A 16,844-nucleotide genomic window follows, 5' to 3' on the forward strand; every position below is an offset into this window, starting at 1 on the left:
CTTGCCAGCTAAGGAATTCTCGACACCCGCCGGTCGCGCGGACCGTCTTGGGAAGGCGGATCACCAGAAGAGGGTTAGGCCATGTTCAAGGAATTTCGGGATTTCGCCATCAAGGGCAACATGATCGATCTCGCCATCGGCGTGATCATCGGCGCTGCCTTCGGGGCCATCGTTTCCTCCATCGTCGATGATATCTTCATGCCCCTTATCGGGCTCATCATCGGCGGCATCGACTTTTCAAACCTGTTTGTCGTGCTGTCCAATCCGAACGACGTCCCCGTACCGTCGCTGGCGGCCGCCAGCGCTGCCGGCGTGGCCACGCTCAATGTCGGCCTGTTCATCAATGCCGTGGTCAAGTTCACCATCATCGCCTTCGTGCTGTTCATGGTGGTCAAGGCCATCAACTCGCTGAAGCGCGAAGCGGCCAAGGAGCCGGTGGAAGAGACTCCGGCGCCGAGCAAGGAAGAAGTCCTGCTCACCGAAATCCGCGACGCCCTGCGCGCCAATCCGCGCTGACCGTCCGAAAGGCCGGTCTTGCGGGGCCGGCTTTTTCTTTGCCGGGATATAGGATAAAAGTCCGTTGACAAACCATATATAGGCAAATAGACCTAGTATCTAGGTGCTATATCCTACGTGTTGTCCATGTCGGACGGCGCGAACACTTAGCGCAAACTACCGCTGCGATTCACCGAGGGGGCGTGTCGCGGGCCTGCCACGGGCGGGCCGGCGATGGCGATGGCTTGCCGCCCGATGGTCGCGCTTGAGCGAAACTTGTCAGGGCAGAGGCAATATGAGCGACCAGATCTACTATCATTCCTTCCTCAACCGCGACCGGCTGATCCATGTCGTGGATGCCGACCCGGCCACCTGCGAGGCGCTGAGCGTGCTGTTCCGCCTCGAAGGGTTCCAGACCACCTTCTCGCTGGAAGCGGCCCATTTCATCGTCAGCCTGGAGCGGCGGCGGCCCGATATAGTCGTGCTCAACCTGCGCATAGGCGAGGAAAGCGGGCTGACCCTGCTGCGCCGCGTCAAGGCCATGCGCACCGGTACACCGGTCTTCATGCTGGCCGATACGCCCCAGCTCGAGGCGGCGGTGACGGCCATGAAGCTGGGCGCCTCCGACGTCATCTCCAAGCCCATCGATACCGAGCACCTGCTGACCGTGATCCGCGACGCTCTGCGCCGCGACATCCATCTGGGTGCCATGCAGGGCGGCAGCCGGCCGGTGGAAGTGCGCGGCTTTTCCCAGCTCACCCCGCGCGAGCGCGAAGTGCTGCAGCTCATCACCAATGGCCAGTCCAACAAGGAAGCCGGCCGCGAACTGGGGATTTCCCCGCGCACGATAGAGGTGCATCGGGCAAGGGTGATGGAAAAGCTGGGGGCCAGGAATACGGCCGACCTGATGCGGATCGTGCTGACGAGCTGAGGTCGGGCAGGGGGCGGCCTTTTCCACGACGTCATTCCCGCGCAGGCGGGAATCCACTCTGTGGAGAGCACTGTAAGAATGGATTCCCGCCTGCGCGGGAATGACGCTGCCGGAAGCTGAAGCGTCCGGATTGAACACTCCCGCTCAATAAGCGTGTCCGCTGCGATGCCGGTTGACCGGCAGCGGTGTCATTCCCGCGAAAGCGGGAACCCCGGTTCAAGACGCGCCGGTTGACGGAGCGGATACACCTGAATCGCCACATGCCCTAGGATGGGACCAGTCGGATTGGTCGGAGGTGTCACCGGTGGGATGGGAAGCGCTCGGGCTTTGGGGCGAGGATGCGGTTCGCATCGAGCCGCTCACCGGCGGCTCGTCCGGCGATGTGTGGAGCCTGCGCATTCACGGCAAACGTGCGGTCGGCCGTCTCGGCACCAGGAGCGATGCCGATCTCGCCTGGGAGGCCGGGCTTATGCAATATCTCGACCGGGCAGGCCTGACCGTGCCACTGCCGATCCCGACGGAGGATGGCCTGCTGTTCGCGGACGGCCTGACGGTGATGACCTATATGGAGGGCGGCCCGCCCGAAACGGCGGCTGACTGGCGCCGCGTGGCGGACACGCTGCGGCAGTTGCATCGCCTGACGCAGGACTGGCCGCAACGTCCGGGCTGGCGGTCGTCGACCGATCTGCTGCAGGCCGAGACCGGGACTCGGATCGACCTCGCGGCCATGCCGCCGGGGGCCACCGAACGATGCCGGGCGGCATGGGCGCGGCTCGCCGGGCGCCAGACCTGCGTCGTTCACGGCAATCCCGACAATCCCGGCAATATCCGCATGACGGCAGAGCGGGTCGCGCTGATCGACTGGGACGAGTCCCGTCTCGATGTGCCCGACCTCGATTTGGTGCTGCCCTACAACGCCGCCGGCCTCGAAGGCGAGGCGCATGATATTGCCGCGCAAGCCGCGGCTGCATGGGAAGCGGCGGTTTGCTGGGGCGACGACTACGCCATCAAGCGGCTCGCCGAAGTCCGGGCGGTCTGAGGGGCGCAGCTTGCCAGCGCATGCCTGCCGCGCGTGGCGCGGCGCGCTCTTCCCGCCTGCCGATAAAACCACTAGTGTTCCTCTCTCATGGTGGGGGATTCCATGTCGAAAATCTTGATCGTAGCGCCGCTGCTTGCGGTGCTGAGTGGCGGCGCCGTGCTGGCGCAGGATATTCCGGCTGCGCCGGGCTTCGACTGGACCGGTTTCTACCTGGGAGTTCAGGGCGGCTATCAGGCAGGAGAGACCCGTGTCACCGAATTCTTTTCGGCAACGGGACTGCCGACGGGCTATACGCCCCACGCCGACATGGGCGGGTTCACTGGCGGCGGCCATATCGGCTATATCTACCAGACCGGCACCGTGGTGCTTGGCGTCGAGGCCGATGCGGAACTCACCAATATTACCGGCAGGCACACAACCGCTTCGAGTATTTTCGAGACAACCCAGCAGTGGCAAGCCTCATTGCGGGCGCGGCTGGGCGTGACGGCGGTCGACAGGCTGTTGATCTACGCCACCGGGGGCTTGGCGGTAACCGGGTTCGACAACGCGGGCAATTACTTGCCGGGTCCCTTTACAAAGGATTGGAATGGTATCGCCGCCGGCGGAACGATCGGCCTTGGGGCCGAATATGCGATTACAGATCATGTGAGCCTGCGCGGCGAATATCGCTATAGCGACTTCGGCCGCTTCGATTTCGACTGGCTCGATATCGGCGGTACCGGCATAGACGCCTTTTATGAGCAGACGCTCAAGACGCATTCGGTGAGAGCCGGGTTGAGCTATCGGTTCTGACCGAAGCGCTCGGCGCGGTTCCGTCCGAGAGTGAGACAGCAATCATAAAGGCCCCGAACGAGATGGGGACATCAATATTGGTTGGCTCTTGATAGCAGCTTCTATTCATTGGACTAGTTCAACACGAACTGGCGGCTCCCGCTAAGCGGTTGCCCTCTTCGGATAGCGCGTTTGGGGGCCGACTATGAGCGATGCTTCTACCTTCGGGAATCCGGATCGGACCACCGGCAGCGACCGCTTCAAACTCCGGCTCTCCGCCATTATATGGTTCCTCCTCCTGATCGGCTTCCTGCTTGGACTGCCCGTCCTGATCGAGGCATCGATCTGGATCGTGGCCGGCGTGATCGTCCTGGCGCTGCTGCTGGCTTTCCCGGTCGCCTGGATCGTCCGAAGGCTCTTTTCCGGCCAGCGTCGACAGCATTGGCGCACCAGCTATATCAAGGCCGCCATCGCCATCCTGTTCTCACTGGTCACCCTTCTCGCTGCCCCGATTTACTACCTTGCATTTCGCGCCGCATTGCAGCCCTTGACCGTGCCCCAGGCGACGCTCTCCAACGGGACCAAGACAGTAATCTTCCAGGGCATGATGCATGTCGGTTCCGAAGGCTTCTACAAGAGCGTTATCTACGACCTGGAGAAAGCGCTCAGCGATGGCGACGTGATCTATTACGAAGGTGTCGTCGGTGACCCTGAAGGCGATGCCTGGTTCTCGGAAACCCTGGCCGGGGGTGGCGATCTCAGTACCAACTACCAGGTGTTCGGTGATGCATGCGGCCTCCAGTTCCAACTGAATTACTTCCAGCTGCTTCGCGAGGACATGGCCGCGCATCCGGAGCGTCACGTCAATGCCGATGTGACGACCGCCGACATGATGCACGAGTATCAGCGGCTGGTGGCCACCGATCCCGGCTTTGCGGCAGCAGTGGAGGCCGAACGAGCGGCGTCGAAGAATGAAGCCGCTGCCGACGGCGGTCTGGGGCAGGTCGCCAACTGGCTTCAGACAGCAACGCCGGGACAGAAAAGCCTGGCGGGAACGGCATGCCGCGGCTGGATAACCATGGCGCTCTCAAAGCGCCAGGAACCCAATGTCCTCGATCCTGTGATCCTCGATTTCCGCAACCGCAAGCTCGCGGAGCGGATCATCGCGGACCCCCATCAGAACATTTACATGACCTACGGCGCCGGCCATCTGCCTGGGCTGCTGGCCGATCTGCAGGCTGCCGATCCGGCCTGGGAAATCAAATCCCTGAAATGGATGCGAACAATCGACACGCCCGAAAATCTTTCGGGGGCGATCGAATAGGTTCGCTCGCTTGCGACAGTGGGACCCCATCTGCTCAAGGCGGTTAACACCTGCTTCGCAGAGCGGTCCGGCAACTGCCATGACAGCGTCCCGCACAGCAAGAACGATCAAAGCCGATCGTTGAATCCCCGATAGACGTCTGGTGATCGCATCGTTTGCCAGATGAGTTGGGATTTTTGCATGGTTGACCGCACGTCCGCTCCTTTTGCCGCGGCCGGGGCCGCCTTGTTCGGCCGCCGTGTGCTGCTCTGCGGCATTTCTACGCTGGCATTGGCCCTGGTTTGCGCCCCGCCGACCCCGGCTCTGGCGCAGATGATTACCCAGGGTGGCGGCAATGGTGGAAACGGCGCGGCCAATGGCGGCGCCGGCGGAAGTGGCATTGCGGGCGGTGGCGGTGGTGGTGGTTCCACCTTGAATGGCGCTGGCGGCGCCGGTGGACACAACGGGACTCCAGGGGCGGAGGGAAGCCCATTTGGCACAAACGTTGGCGGTGCAGGGGGAGCAGCAGGCAACGTCTATGGCGGCGGTGGCGGTGGCGGCGGCGGTGGCGGTTTTTCTAATGGCGGCGGCGATGGCGGCGATGGCGCCGACAGCATGGTGAATTCCACCGACATCGATCTGACCACCGATCTCATGGGGCTTGGAGGCGGCGCCGGCGTTTTAGGCTCCAGCAACAGCGGTAGTGGCGGTGGCGGTGGCGGTGCCGCCGGCCTGGTGCTCACGGGCGCAGGGGTCACGGCGACAACCGAAGGTTTCGATATCCTCGGTGGCACCGGCGGTGAAGGAGGTGGCAATGTCGGCGGCGGTGGTGGCGGCGGCGGTGCCGGCCTGGTGCTCATGAATGGCGGCACGATTTCCGTCAGCGGTGGCAGCTCGATGCTGGGCGGCGCCGGCGGCACCCGCGGCGGCGGTGGGGGCGGCGGCGGTAGCGGCGGCGCCGGATTATTTCTCTACGATGGCGGTAGCCTCAACATCCAGGCCGGTGCAGTCGGTGGTGGCAATGGCGGTACCTGGATTGGCGGTGCTGGCGGTAGCGGCAGCGGCGGCGACGGTGGTGCCGGCGTGCTCAGCAACGGAGGCATTATCGACAATGGCGTTGCCGGCACGATCATCGGCGGGAGCGGCGGGAGTGCCTTCTCCGGCCGTTACATTGGCGGCAGCGGCGGCGCCGGCATCAGGGCATGGGGCGGGAGCGTGACCAATGCCGGAATAGTGAGCGGCGGCATTGCAGCTTCTGGCTTCTATGGCGGCGCCGGTGGCGTCGGCATTGTCTTCCAGAATGGTCAAACCGCCAGCTTGACCAATACGGGAACCGTCAACGGCGGCGATGGCGCTGATACGAACAATTTCGATCCTCTTCTTGTTGGCGTGCCCGGCTCGGGCGGCGCCGGCATTGTTGGGGCCGCGACTGGCGGCATCACGGTCATCAATGGCGGCGTCGTCGCGGGCGGCCTGTCGGGGGACGGCATACGGGCCAATGCCATTACTTTCGGCGGCGATGGCAACCGGCTCGAACTGCTCGGCGGCTTCAGCTTTACCGGTGATGTGGTGGCGGGGGGCGGCAGCAACAACGTGCTGGCGCTGGGTGGGACGGCAAATGCCGGTTTCGACCTCGCGCAGATCGGTGCGGCGGCGCAGTTTCAGGACTTCACTGACTTCGAGAAGACCGGCGCCGGCACCTGGACACTGACCGGCTCCAGCGCCTTTACGGGTCCGACCAGCGTCAACCAAGGCACATTGCTGGTCAATGGCGACCTCACCGCATCGGCGGTGGCTGTGAATGCCGGCGCCAGGCTGGGCGGCGAGGGTGCCCTGGGCGCCGTGAGGGTCGCGTCGGGCGGCACGCTGGCCCCGGGCAATTCCATCGGCCTGATCAATGTATTGACCCTGACCTACAATGCCGGCGCCATCCATGAAGTCGAACTGGCCGCCGGCGGCAATGCGCCCACAATCCACAATGACGTAACCGGCGCCTTCGGCCTGGTCGATATCGACCCCGGCGCCATCCTGCATGTGACTCCGGCGAATAGCGGCGATACCGGCGAGACCTATACGCCCGGCCTGACCTATACGATCATCATCTCGAACAGCGGTGCTGCCCAGGGGGTGGTCGGCAGGTTCGGCACGGTGACGGACGATTATCTCTATCTCGATTTCACCGACAGCTATGACAGCCACCATGTCTATCTGACCAGCCGTTTGCCTGGCGCGGTGAATTTCTGCCTGACCGGATTCACCGTCAACCAATGTGCTGCAGCCGGAGGGGCGCAATCCCTGGGTTCGGGGACGCTGTTCAACGCTATCGCCAACCTGACCGACAAGGATGGGGCCGCCGCCGCCTTCGACATGCTTTCAGGCGAAATCCATGCCTCGGGCCAGACGGTGCTGATCGACAGCAGCCATTTCGTTTCCGACGCGATAAACGAGCATATCAGGGCGAGCTTCGCGGCCCTGGGCCGACAGGACGTGCTCCCTCTGGCCTATGCCGGTTCTGGCGGCAATGCGGCCAGTTCGGCCATTGGCGGGGCGCTGGCCCCCACCCCGGCCGAGCGCTTCGCGGCCTGGGGCTCGGCTTTCGGCGCCTGGGGCCATGCCGATGGCGACGGCAATGCCGCCGGATTGGACAGCGCCACCGGCGGCATGGTCGCCGGCATTGACGGCCTGGTCACCGACACCGTGCGGCTGGGCGTGGTGGCGGCCTATTCCCGCTCCGGTTTCGACGCTGCCGACCGGGCGTCGTCGGGCCATGCCGACACCTACCATCTGGGCGCCTATGGCGGCACCGAGATCGGGGCACTGGGCATCCGGGGCGGGGCGACCTATGGCTGGAGCCATATCGACACGACGCGCACCGTCGCCTTCCCCGGCTTTACCGACACGCTGAACGCCGGCTACGGCGCCGGCCTGTTCCAGGCTTTCGGCGAAGTGAGCTATCGCTTCGACACGCCCTCCGCCGTCTTCGAGCCCTTCGCCAATCTCACCCATGTGAGCCTGCAGACCGACGGCTATACCGAAACGGGCGGCGCAGCGGCCCTGACGAGTGCCGGCCAGACCACCAATGCCACATTCGCCACATTGGGCGTCCGCGCCTCGACTGTGTTCGAGCTTGGCGGCGTCGCGGCGCAGGCGCATGGCACGCTCGGCTGGCAACATGCTTTCGGCGACACCGTGCCGACTGCGACCCATGCACTCGCCGGCGGCAACGCCTTTTCGGTCGCGGGATCGCCCATCGCCCGGGACGCCGCCATCGTCGAAGCCGGTCTCGACTTCACCTTCGCACCCAATGCCACGCTGGGATTTTCGTATAACGGCCGGTTCGGCGGCGGTGCCTATGAGAACGGCGCAAGGGCCAGCCTCAGCGTCAAGTTCTGAAGCATCGAACTTGCCGGGGCCTGGCGCCGCTTACAGGCGCTCGAAGGTCTGTGACAGGTCGGCCTCCCACCTGCCGCCCTCGCGCAACATCTCGCCCTTGCTGACGATGCGAGCGTCTCCGGCCTCCAGGCTGAAGGTCATGCGTTGCGAGAATTTTGGGTCCATGCGCTGCATGGCAAAGCCGGTCTCGCCGAGGGTGACGTCATACTTGCGGGAGACGCCGCGCTGGTCGAAGTAGCTGATGAAATGGTCCCGGCCGCGTCATCGCTGCCGACGATGGCAATGCCGTCGGGAAATAGCGGGTCCTCGATCTCGGAGCGCCAGACGAGAAATGCCCCGCCATCCTGCCATGCAAACGAAACCTTGCCGCGCAATGTGGCGCCGGGCAATGCCGGATGCGTTCCCGTGGTGCGCCATTCTCCGATGATCCGCTCGAAGAATTTCAGTTGGGGATTGGCGATCCTGGCATTGGCGCCGATTTCATAGGCCATGTGTGCCTCCAGCTACTCGGACGGGATGCGGCCAAGGCCGATCTCGTTGCCGTCGGGGTCGTAATACATGACCTTGCGCACGCCTTCGGCGGGGATTTCTTCCTGGCCAAAATCGAGGCCGCGCCCGGCAATCTGCTCGATCACCGCTTCGAGGTCGCTGCACATGATCGTCTGGATCGTGCCGCCGGCGCGTTTCGTATCCACGATGATGTAGATCCAGCGGTGATCGGCAATGGCCCAGACCGCCTCGGTCTCGTTGGGATAAAAATTCGGCTTGGTGCCGAACAGGCGCTGATACCAGTCGAGGGACGCCTGGAAATTGCTGACGGGAATACCCGCGAAAACGTCCGTTCCCGTGCCGCCAAGGATGAATTGATCGTCGGCCATGGTCACACCATCCATTCTGTTGTTCTGTCAGAAGGACGGATGAAGCCTGTCTGTTCCGACAGGCCGGTATAACACGTGCGTAGAGTCTTAGCCGCCGATGGTCGGCAGGGTCAGGTCGCCCGAGGTCAGCTTGCTGGCGGTGATGGCGGCATCGGCCGGCTCGCGCGGCAGCTCGAGGCTGGTCCAGACGCTGACCAGCGCGTGGCGCAGGGCGAAGATCATCTCGTCGGTATGGAGCGGCGTCGGCGTGATGCGCAGGCGCTCGGTGCCCTTGGGGACGGTCGGGTAGTTGATGGGCTGGATGTAGATATTGTGCTTGTCGAGCAGCATGTCGCTGGCCGCCTTGACGGCGCGCGCATCGCCCACGATCAGCGGCACGATATGGGTCTCGGTCTCCATGACCGGCAGGCCGGCATCGGCGAGGATCGCCTTGGTGAGGCGGGCCTGGCGCTGGTGCATCATGCGCTCATGGCTCGAAGTCTTGAGGTGCTCGATGGAGGCGCGGGCCGCGGCGCAGAGGGCCGGGGGCAGGGAGGTGGTGAAGATGAATTCGGGCGCATAGGAGCGCACGGCATCGACGATGGCCCGGTTGGCGGTGATGTAGCCACCCATCGTGCCGAAACCCTTGGCCAGGGTGCCCTCGATGATGTCGATACGGTCCATCAACCCGTCGCGCTCGGCAATGCCGCCGCCACGCTCGCCATACATGCCCACGGCATGGACTTCGTCGATATAGGTCAGCGCGCCGAATTCCTCGGCCAGGTCGCAGATTTCCTTGATGGGCGCGACGTCGCCATCCATGGAATAGACGGATTCGAAGCAGATCAGCTTGGGCCGCTTGCGGTCGGTCGCGGCGAGCAGGTCGCGCAGATGGGCCACGTCATTGTGGCGGAAGATGACCTTCTGCATGCCCGACTGGCGCACGCCCTGGATCATCGAGGCATGGTTGAGCTGGTCGGAGAAGATGATGCCATCGGGCAGCAGCCGGCCAATGGTGGAAATGGCCGCTTCGTTGGAAACGAAGCCCGAGGTGAAGACCAGGGCCGCTTCCTTACGATGCAAGTCGGCGAGCGACCGCTCGAGCTCGACCAGCGGCCGGTTGGTGCCCGAAATATTGCGGGTGCCGCCCGAGCCGACGCCCAGCTTGCTGGCAGTGTCCTGCATGGCTCCGATCACCTTGGGGTGCTGGCCCATGCCGAGATAATCGTTGGAGCACCAGATGGTGATGTCGCGCATATTGTCGGCATCGTCACGATAGATGGCGCGGGGAAACTGGCCCGCCACCCGCTCGAGATCGGCAAAGACGCGGTAGCGCTTTTCTGCCCGCAGCGTATCCACTGCATCTTCGAATATGCCGCGATAGTCCATCGAAACGTCCTTTTGTCCTGCCGTCGGCGGGTAAGGTCGCGCCGGCGAACAAGCCATAACTAGGTTGACGCTATCCGCATTGACATAGGTCAATTCGACGCGCGCCGGCCCCCGCCAACCCGTTCCGGCGCAAGGGCCTGGGCGACGAATATGAGAGTCATTCTAAAGTGCGAAGGGCTTTCTGCCAATGCGGCAATCGCGCCGGATCGCAATGAATATCGTCAACGCGGTTGCTTCCATTCACGAATTAATAGTCGATATCGCCGAGTGTTGAAGCAAGTTGACTCTCAGATTACCATCACCAAAAGCCCGAATGGGCGCGCAAGGGGGTGAGTTCAGTGAAGAGTTTTTCGTCTTCCAGTTTCGCCGGGCAGCATGCCGAAGTGCTCGAACTGGCGCAGGCGGCAGTGCGCCGCAATCCGCAGGCTTTGTTCACCGATTTCCAGTGGTTTCTCTACCAGGGGCAGGACACTGTCTTCTTCACGGCCTTTTCCACCAACAGTTTCGATCAGGACGGATTGGGGAACCTGGTGGCCGAAATGGTGGCGCTGGCGCCGCAACTGACCCATGGCTTCGAGGGCGCGCGGCCGGGGCACCCCTTTCCCAAGCATATCCTCGACGCGATTACTTCGGTGGAACTGGTCGATGATCTCGATGGCTATCCCGACAAGTGGATCGGCAAATCGACCGATATATTCGATGCGCCGGACCTGCCGCTGTTCCGCGTCATGGCGGCGGTGCGGCGTGGCGGGCCGGATGCGGAAGGACGCGCCTCGGTCATCCAGGTGCGGTCCAGCCATGCCCTGCTGGAAGGTTCCGATTCGGCGCTGCTGACGCGATCGCAATCGGCGAGCCACGGCACCATGTCGGACCAGTCCAACAAGGTAGGCTGGCGCTCGCGCCTCAAGGGCATGCTGCGGGGCGGCTTTACCGCCGTGCTCTACATGGCCATCGCCAATATCATGGCGCCGGCAGAAAAGCCGTGGGGCTTCCGCACGCTGGCGCTCCGGCGCCACCGGCTCCGGCTGCTGGCCAACAAGCTCGGCGTTCGCCAGCGCTCGCTGCTCTTCGCGCTGGTCACCCACGCCCTCAATGGCGAGGGCGAGGACAAGGCGATGAGCAAGAAGGTGATCGGCGCCGCCTATACGATGCTCGACACCAGGCGGAACGATGCCGACGACGACTTCTTCCGCGTGCGGGCCCTGGAGGCCAAATTCGCCGTGCTGGAGGATTTCGTCGACTATGTACGGGCCGTGGACGACACGGTGGCGGCCATCGAGCAGAAGGATATCACCAAGTTCCAGGTGATGATGCTGGCCATGTTCAGCGCGCTACGCAGTATCAACCGCGTGCTGCCCTTCCTGCCCGGCAAGCGCTTCTGGCGCTTCAATGGCGGCATTCATGTCGTGCTGACCCTGGTGCCGCCGCACCGCACCTATGGACCCATGACGCATGGCCTGGTGGAGCCGATCTATTGCGGCGCCTGGCACCCGGCCACCAATATCGTCACCTTCTGTCCCGGCCGCGAATATGTGACGCTGAATTTTTCGATGGAGCAGCGGCACCTGGCCAATGTGGAGAAGGTGATGGCACTGCTCGAGCAGGTGGAGCGGCGGGAGGTTAGCCCACGGAGTGCGGTGGAGGTTGCCTAGGCTCCACGTCGAACGCCGTGCGTGTGGCTCACCCCCACCCTTGATCCCTCCCCACAAGGGGGAGGGAGACGATGAACACGGGCATCAGCGCTGGCGCCTCCCTCCCCTTGATGGGGAGGGATTGAGGGGTGGGGTGGGGCCATGTGCACCGAAAGCAGCGCCCTCCGTCGCAATGACGCTGTAGCAATTTGATGTACGTACCTCAATGCACTTGCGCGGCCGGTATGGGGCCGGTATCTGGGATGGATCACTTCCTGCCCTCCCGGATTTTCCCATGAGCCAGTACGCCACCTATCCCAGCCTTGCCGGTGTGCCGGTGGTTATTTCCGGCGGCGCTTCGGGTATCGGGGAGAGCATGGTGCGCCATTTTGCCGGGCAGGGCAGCAAAGTGGGTTTTGTCGATATCGCTGACGCGGCCGGCGAAAAGCTGGTTGCCGAATTGACGGCAGCCGGACAGGCGGTGCGCTTCGTCCATTGCGACGTCACCGATGTGGAGGCCTATCGCACGACCATTGCCGGCTTTGCCGCTGCTCATGGCGATGCGCTGGTGCTGGTCAACAACGCGGCCCATGACCAGCGCCACGACTGGCGCGAGGTCACCCCGGACTATTGGGACGACCGCATGGCGGTCAATCTCAAGCATGCCTTCTTCGCCATGCAGGCGGTAGCGCCGGGCATGATCAAGGCCGGGCGCGGCTCGATCATCAATCTGGGCTCGATCAGTTGGATGGTGATGACCCCGCAGATCCCGCTCTACGAAACCGCCAAGGCCGCCATGCATGGGCTGACGCGGTCCATGGCGCGCGAACTGGGCAAGTCGGGCATCCGCGTCAATTCGCTGGTGCCGGGCGCCGTCATCACCCAGCGTCAGCTCGACCTGTGGCTCGACGACGCCTCGCTCAAGGGCATCGAGGCCGAACAGGCGCTGGCCGGGATGGTCTATCCCGATGACGTGTCGCGCATGGCCCTGTTCCTTGCCGCCGAGGACAGCGCCATGATTTCGGCACAACAATTCCTCGTCGATGGCGGCTGGGCCAATGGGTGATCGGCACTGATCCCGTTCATTCCGGGTTCAGGCTCTTTGCTTCACCACCATCCTGCCGTATTCAGTGGTCACCAACAGGCCACTGTCATGATCCTTCAGGGGGATAATCTATGAAGTCGAAGATTCTGGTCGCGTTCGCCGCGACGCTGGCGCTCACCGCCTGCACCACCACCAATCCCTATACGGGCCAGTCCCAGCTTTCCAACACCGCCGGCGGCGCGCTGATCGGTACGGGCGGGGGCGCCGTTGCCGGCGCGCTGGTGGGTGCTGCCGTGGGCGGGGACCCGCGCGTGGGTGCGCTGATCGGCGCCGGTGTTGGCGGCCTGACCGGCGCGGCCATCGGCAATTACATGGACCAGCAGGAAGCCGAGCTGCGCGCGCAACTGCAGGGCACCGGCGTTTCGGTGACCCGTGTCGGCCAGAACATCATCCTCAACATGCCGTCTAACATCACTTTCGCCACCGACCAGTCGACGGTGAATCCGGCCTTCAATTCGACGCTGGTTTCGGTCGCGCTGGTGCTGAAGAAGTTCGACAAGTCGATCGTCGACGTCTACGGCCACACCGATAGCCAGGGCGACGACGCCTACAATCTGAGCCTCAGCCAGCGCCGCGCCGTTTCGGTTGCGACGATCCTGGCCAACCAGGGCATCGATCAGCGCCGCTTCTATATCGAAGGCAAGGGCGAGACTTCCCCGATCGCTTCGAACGCCACCGAAGCCGGCCGCGCGCAGAACCGCCGCGTGGAAATCCAGATCGCGCCGATCAACGGCTGATTTGTGGAAGCATGAATGCGGAAGGCGCGGCCTGCGGGCCGCGCTTTTTTTGTTTGTGGGATACCCCCTCCTAGCCTCCCCCTGATAGGGGGAGGAATCCGGCCGGTGGTTGGGGCACGATACTGTCAAAGCCCCGATCTGTTCCTCCCCCTTTTCAGGGGGAGGCTAGGAGGGGTATTCGCTAAAAATCAGTTCGCCGGAACTGCCGGCTCCTGAACCGGCACGGCCGGATCTGCTGGCGGCGCCACGACGCTTTCCGAGGTCGGGGTGCCGGGCTGGACGTCGGTCGCGGGTGCGCCCTGGAACATCTGCATCAGGAACAGCACGGCGATGACGATTGCCAGCCCGATAATGCCGTAGAGCCACCAATTGGTGGGGCCGGTGGCGCCGACCGTGGCTTCGTGTTCCCCAGCCACCTTGATGGGCGAACCATCGGGCACATCTATGCGCGAACCGTTTTCGTCGACCAGCACATCCACCTCGGCGACGGTGGGCGTGGGCTGCTTGGGTGCGGTAGCCATAAAAACCTCCCTTGTTCGTGGGCCGAAGACCCCTGGATGACTTAATGCGTACCGTGCCCGGGAGTTCCCCGGGCCGCCTTTGCAGGCGCCGATCACATTTTTCCAGGCCGGAACCCCTGCCGCCTTGGTGACGTTGACCCCCACACGCAACCAAGAGGAGTTCGACATGGCTTACGAAGACATTCGCAACCGCGACGCCAACGTCAAGGAAACGCACGACCTCATCGCTTCCGACAAGGTCGAAGGCACCAAAGTCTACGATCCGAATGGCGAGCATATCGGTTCGATCGAACGCATTCTGGTCGAAAAGCGCAGCGGCAAGGTTTCCTATGCCGTGCTGAGCTTCGGTGGTTTCCTCGGCATGGGGCACGATCACTATCCGCTGCCCTGGTCCAAGCTCAACTATGACGAAAGCCTGGGCGGCTACCGGGTCGATGTGACCAAGGACCAGCTCGAAGGCGCGCCGAAATACGACAATGACGAAGACTTCTGGACGGCCGAGAACGGGCGCCGCGTCTACGACTATTATGGCGTGACCCCGTACTGGATCTAGCCGTACCAGAACGGCATTTCAGCACCAGATGATACTGCCTGCCGGCGCTCCATAACGGGGTGCCGGTTTTTTGTCAGACGAGCCAGCTGATCTCGCGTGTTCGACTTCGGGGATGAATGGTGCTGCCGGACAGGATTGAACTGTCGGCCTCCCCCTTACCAAGGGGGTGCTCTACCACTGAGCTACGGCAGCATCTCGGCGCGTGTCACAAAAAGTGTCACCACTTTTTTGGTTCGACAGCGCGACCGCTATATTTCTGGTCACGCGGCCAAGATGCCCGGCGCGACGGGGGCTCCTTTGCCATAGGCCCAACCTCGACGCAAGGCTAAAAAACGCCTATTAACCGGCCGAGGGCCACCACGATTCCCCATGCCGACCATGAGCAAATCCGAACAGGCCGTCTTGCGTGAGCAAAGATTGGCCGCAAAGCTGCGTGAGAACCTCAAGCGCCGCAAGGGGCAGGCCAAGGCGCGCGCCGATTCGGAGCGCCAGGCGCCGGAGCCCCAACCGGAACCCGGAACCGATACGGTCAATAAACCGTAAACCAGTTTCGGGCGACTATCCAAGACTTCAGGCATGCATCAGGCATGCCTTCACGAGAACGGCGAGTCTGGCTTACGTGGCAACTAGGACTTGGCCTACCTCCAATCCAGGTAGATGGGCTTTTGCGCCCGCCATATAGGACATGACTATGGACCGTATCCGTTTGATCGGTGGCAATGAACTCAACGGCGAAATCCCGATTTCGGGTGCCAAGAACGCCGCCCTGCCGCTGATGATCGCTTCCCTGCTCACCGACGAGCCCCTGGTGCTGCAGAATGTGCCGCGCCTGGCCGACGTCAAGCAGCTCGAGCGCATCCTCGAAAACCACGGCGTCGATATCGCCGTACATGGCCGTCGCCGCGGCGAGGCGGAAGGGGAGGGCCAGCGCATGACCTTCCTTGCCGCCGACATCGTCGACACCACCGCGCCCTATGACCTCGTCTCCAAGATGCGCGCCAGCTTCTGGGTCATCGGGCCGCTGCTGGCCCGTTGCCACGAGGCGCGCGTTTCCCTGCCGGGGGCTGTGCCATCGGCACGCGGCCGGTCGACCTGTTCCTGTTCGGCCTCAAGGAACTGGGCGCCGAGATCGATATCGACGAAGGCTATGTCGTCGCCAAGGCGCCCAAGGGCGGGCTGGTCGGCGCGCATATCACCTTCCCCAAGGTTTCGGTGGGCGCCACCCACACGATCCTGATGGCGGCGACGCTGGCTCGCGGCACGACGATCATCGAGAATGCCGCCCAGGAACCCGAAATCACCAATGTCGCCGAATGCCTCGTCGCCATGGGTGCGAAAATATCAGGCATCGGCACCCGCACGCTGACCGTCGAGGGCGTGGAAAAGCTGCATGGCGCCACCGTGGACGTGATCCCCGACCGCATCGAGACCGGCACTTTCGCCATGGCCGCGGCCATGACCGGCGGCAATGTGCTGCTCAAGGGCGCTCGCCCCGAGCATTTGCAGGCCGCGCTCGATATCCTGGCCCGCACCGGCGTCGAGCTAACCGTCGAGCCCGAGGGCCTGCGTGTCCATCGCAACAGCAACGGCATCCAGTCCGTCGATGTCGAGACCGACCCGTTCCCCGGCTTCCCGACCGACCTGCAGGCCCAGTTCATGGCGCTGATGACCATGGCCAATGGCACCAGCCAGATCCGCGAGACCATCTTCGAGAACCGCTACATGCATGTGGCCGAACTGGTGCGCTTCGGCGCCGATATTTCGGTCGATGGGCAATTGGCCACCGTGCATGGCAAGTCCCAGCTCAAGGGCGCCCAGGTGATGGCAACCGACCTGCGCGCCTCGGTGTCGCTGGTCATTGCGGGCCTGGCGGCCAAGGGCGAGACCGTGGTCAACCGCATCTATCACCTCGATCGCGGCTTCGAGCGGCTGGAAGACAAGCTCAGCCGCTGTGGCGCGGAAATCGAGCGGGTGGCTGGCTGACGAGCGGCCGCAGGCAAAATCGCTCCGGTGGAGCGATTTTAGCGAGGCAGGCCATGAGGCCTACGGGCGAATGGCGGGGTAGGGCATATCCCTCCCAACCTCCCCCTGACAGGGGGAGGAGCCGCGTGGTGGGTGT

The 16,844-nt window shown here is 63.5% G+C and carries 15 protein-coding genes, 1 tRNA gene and 1 pseudogene; 12 read left to right on the plus strand and 5 right to left on the minus strand.

The genetic code is table 11. The annotated features are described in order from the left end of the window. The first annotated feature begins 81 nt into the window (after window positions 1-81). The 6 genes from mscL (at window position 82) to NVV79_RS03400 (ending at window position 7,932) form a co-directional block, all read left to right on the plus strand. Window positions 82-516 (plus strand): large conductance mechanosensitive channel protein MscL, encoded by a 435-nt coding sequence (gene mscL, locus NVV79_RS03375; protein ID WP_303986226.1) that lies wholly within the window; start codon window positions 82-84, stop codon window positions 514-516. A 274-nt stretch (window positions 517-790) separates the two neighbouring features. Beyond that, window positions 791-1,426 (plus strand): response regulator transcription factor, encoded by a 636-nt coding sequence (locus tag NVV79_RS03380; RefSeq protein WP_303986228.1) that lies wholly within the window; start codon window positions 791-793, stop codon window positions 1,424-1,426. Window positions 1,427-1,730: 304 nt separating this feature from the next. Continuing rightward, window positions 1,731-2,465 carry a phosphotransferase enzyme family protein gene (locus tag NVV79_RS03385; protein WP_303986230.1) on the plus strand — a complete coding sequence of 245 codons (735 nt, stop codon included), beginning with the start codon at window positions 1,731-1,733 and terminating at the stop codon, window positions 2,463-2,465. Window positions 2,466-2,567: 102 nt separating this feature from the next. Then, complete coding sequence (locus NVV79_RS03390; RefSeq protein ID WP_303986232.1) at window positions 2,568-3,257, plus strand: outer membrane protein; 690 nt, start codon at window positions 2,568-2,570, stop codon at window positions 3,255-3,257. 184 nt (window positions 3,258-3,441) lie between these two features. Next, entirely contained in the window at window positions 3,442-4,560 is a 1,119-nt protein-coding gene (locus tag NVV79_RS03395) for a hypothetical protein (RefSeq protein WP_303986234.1), read from the plus strand. Between the two features lie 180 nt (window positions 4,561-4,740). Next, window positions 4,741-7,932 carry an autotransporter domain-containing protein gene (locus tag NVV79_RS03400; protein ID WP_303986236.1) on the plus strand — a complete coding sequence of 1,064 codons (3,192 nt, stop codon included), beginning with the start codon at window positions 4,741-4,743 and terminating at the stop codon, window positions 7,930-7,932. 137 nt (window positions 7,933-8,069) lie between these two features. On the opposite strand, the gene NVV79_RS03405 is transcribed toward NVV79_RS03400, so the two are convergent. The 3 genes from NVV79_RS03405 to hemA form a co-directional block, all read right to left on the minus strand. Beyond that, a complete protein-coding gene (locus tag NVV79_RS03405) occupies window positions 8,070-8,423 on the minus strand; it encodes a hypothetical protein (RefSeq protein ID WP_303986238.1) in 354 nt (117 codons plus the stop codon). A gap of 12 nt (window positions 8,424-8,435) precedes the next feature. Continuing rightward, window positions 8,436-8,810, minus strand: a complete 375-nt coding sequence (locus NVV79_RS03410) for a VOC family protein (RefSeq protein ID WP_303986239.1) — start codon at window positions 8,808-8,810, stop codon at window positions 8,436-8,438. Window positions 8,811-8,897: 87 nt separating this feature from the next. Continuing rightward, a complete protein-coding gene (hemA, locus tag NVV79_RS03415; RefSeq protein ID WP_303986242.1) occupies window positions 8,898-10,178 on the minus strand; it encodes a 5-aminolevulinate synthase in 1,281 nt (426 codons plus the stop codon). 338 nt (window positions 10,179-10,516) lie between these two features. Here hemA and NVV79_RS03420 point away from each other — a divergent pair, with 338 nt between their 5' ends. The 3 genes from NVV79_RS03420 to NVV79_RS03430 all read left to right on the plus strand — a co-directional run bounded on the left by NVV79_RS03420 (window position 10,517) and on the right by NVV79_RS03430 (window position 13,651). Beyond that, entirely contained in the window at window positions 10,517-11,830 is a 1,314-nt protein-coding gene (locus tag NVV79_RS03420; protein ID WP_303986244.1) for a hypothetical protein, read from the plus strand. Window positions 11,831-12,104: 274 nt separating this feature from the next. Then, complete coding sequence (locus NVV79_RS03425; protein ID WP_303986246.1) at window positions 12,105-12,875, plus strand: SDR family NAD(P)-dependent oxidoreductase; 771 nt, start codon at window positions 12,105-12,107, stop codon at window positions 12,873-12,875. 110 nt (window positions 12,876-12,985) lie between these two features. Then, a complete protein-coding gene (locus tag NVV79_RS03430) occupies window positions 12,986-13,651 on the plus strand; it encodes an OmpA family protein (RefSeq protein WP_303986248.1) in 666 nt (221 codons plus the stop codon). Between the two features lie 188 nt (window positions 13,652-13,839). On the opposite strand, the gene NVV79_RS03435 is transcribed toward NVV79_RS03430, so the two are convergent. Then, on the minus strand, window positions 13,840-14,172 hold the full coding sequence (locus NVV79_RS03435) for a hypothetical protein (protein ID WP_303986250.1): 333 nt from the start codon (window positions 14,170-14,172) through the stop codon (window positions 13,840-13,842). A 166-nt stretch (window positions 14,173-14,338) separates the two neighbouring features. Here NVV79_RS03435 and NVV79_RS03440 point away from each other — a divergent pair, with 166 nt between their 5' ends. Continuing rightward, window positions 14,339-14,725 carry a PRC-barrel domain-containing protein gene (locus tag NVV79_RS03440; RefSeq protein ID WP_303986252.1) on the plus strand — a complete coding sequence of 129 codons (387 nt, stop codon included), beginning with the start codon at window positions 14,339-14,341 and terminating at the stop codon, window positions 14,723-14,725. A gap of 117 nt (window positions 14,726-14,842) precedes the next feature. On the opposite strand, the gene NVV79_RS03445 is transcribed toward NVV79_RS03440, so the two are convergent. Beyond that, window positions 14,843-14,917, minus strand: a tRNA-Thr gene (locus tag NVV79_RS03445). Window positions 14,918-15,094: 177 nt separating this feature from the next. Here NVV79_RS03445 and NVV79_RS03450 point away from each other — a divergent pair. Further along, complete coding sequence (locus tag NVV79_RS03450) at window positions 15,095-15,268, plus strand: hypothetical protein (protein WP_303986254.1); 174 nt, start codon at window positions 15,095-15,097, stop codon at window positions 15,266-15,268. A 148-nt stretch (window positions 15,269-15,416) separates the two neighbouring features. Further along, window positions 15,417-16,708 (plus strand): annotated as a pseudogene (gene murA, locus NVV79_RS03455) (UDP-N-acetylglucosamine 1-carboxyvinyltransferase). The last annotated feature ends 136 nt before the right edge of the window (window positions 16,709-16,844 follow it).

This window comes from Devosia ginsengisoli, assembly GCF_024707105.1.
Taxonomy (GTDB): domain Bacteria; phylum Pseudomonadota; class Alphaproteobacteria; order Rhizobiales; family Devosiaceae; genus Devosia; species Devosia ginsengisoli_A.

Bases quoted from the DNA above. Each gene is read 5' to 3' on its own strand.
- mscL (WP_303986226.1), top strand. From the start codon at position 82: ATGTTCAAGGAATTTCGGGATTTCGCCATCAAGGGCAACATGATCGAT.
- NVV79_RS03380 (WP_303986228.1), top strand. From the start codon at position 791: ATGAGCGACCAGATCTACTATCATTCCTTCCTCAACCGCGACCGGCTG.
- NVV79_RS03390 (WP_303986232.1), top strand. From the start codon at position 2,568: ATGTCGAAAATCTTGATCGTAGCGCCGCTGCTTGCGGTGCTGAGTGGC.
- NVV79_RS03395 (WP_303986234.1), top strand. From the start codon at position 3,442: ATGAGCGATGCTTCTACCTTCGGGAATCCGGATCGGACCACCGGCAGC.
- NVV79_RS03400 (WP_303986236.1), top strand. From the start codon at position 4,741: ATGGTTGACCGCACGTCCGCTCCTTTTGCCGCGGCCGGGGCCGCCTTG.
- NVV79_RS03405 (WP_303986238.1), bottom strand. From the start codon at position 8,423: ATGGCCTATGAAATCGGCGCCAATGCCAGGATCGCCAATCCCCAACTG.
- NVV79_RS03410 (WP_303986239.1), bottom strand. From the start codon at position 8,810: ATGGCCGACGATCAATTCATCCTTGGCGGCACGGGAACGGACGTTTTC.
- hemA (WP_303986242.1), bottom strand. From the start codon at position 10,178: ATGGACTATCGCGGCATATTCGAAGATGCAGTGGATACGCTGCGGGCA.
- NVV79_RS03425 (WP_303986246.1), top strand. From the start codon at position 12,105: ATGAGCCAGTACGCCACCTATCCCAGCCTTGCCGGTGTGCCGGTGGTT.
- NVV79_RS03430 (WP_303986248.1), top strand. From the start codon at position 12,986: ATGAAGTCGAAGATTCTGGTCGCGTTCGCCGCGACGCTGGCGCTCACC.
- NVV79_RS03435 (WP_303986250.1), bottom strand. From the start codon at position 14,172: ATGGCTACCGCACCCAAGCAGCCCACGCCCACCGTCGCCGAGGTGGAT.
- NVV79_RS03440 (WP_303986252.1), top strand. From the start codon at position 14,339: ATGGCTTACGAAGACATTCGCAACCGCGACGCCAACGTCAAGGAAACG.
- NVV79_RS03450 (WP_303986254.1), top strand. From the start codon at position 15,095: ATGCCGACCATGAGCAAATCCGAACAGGCCGTCTTGCGTGAGCAAAGA.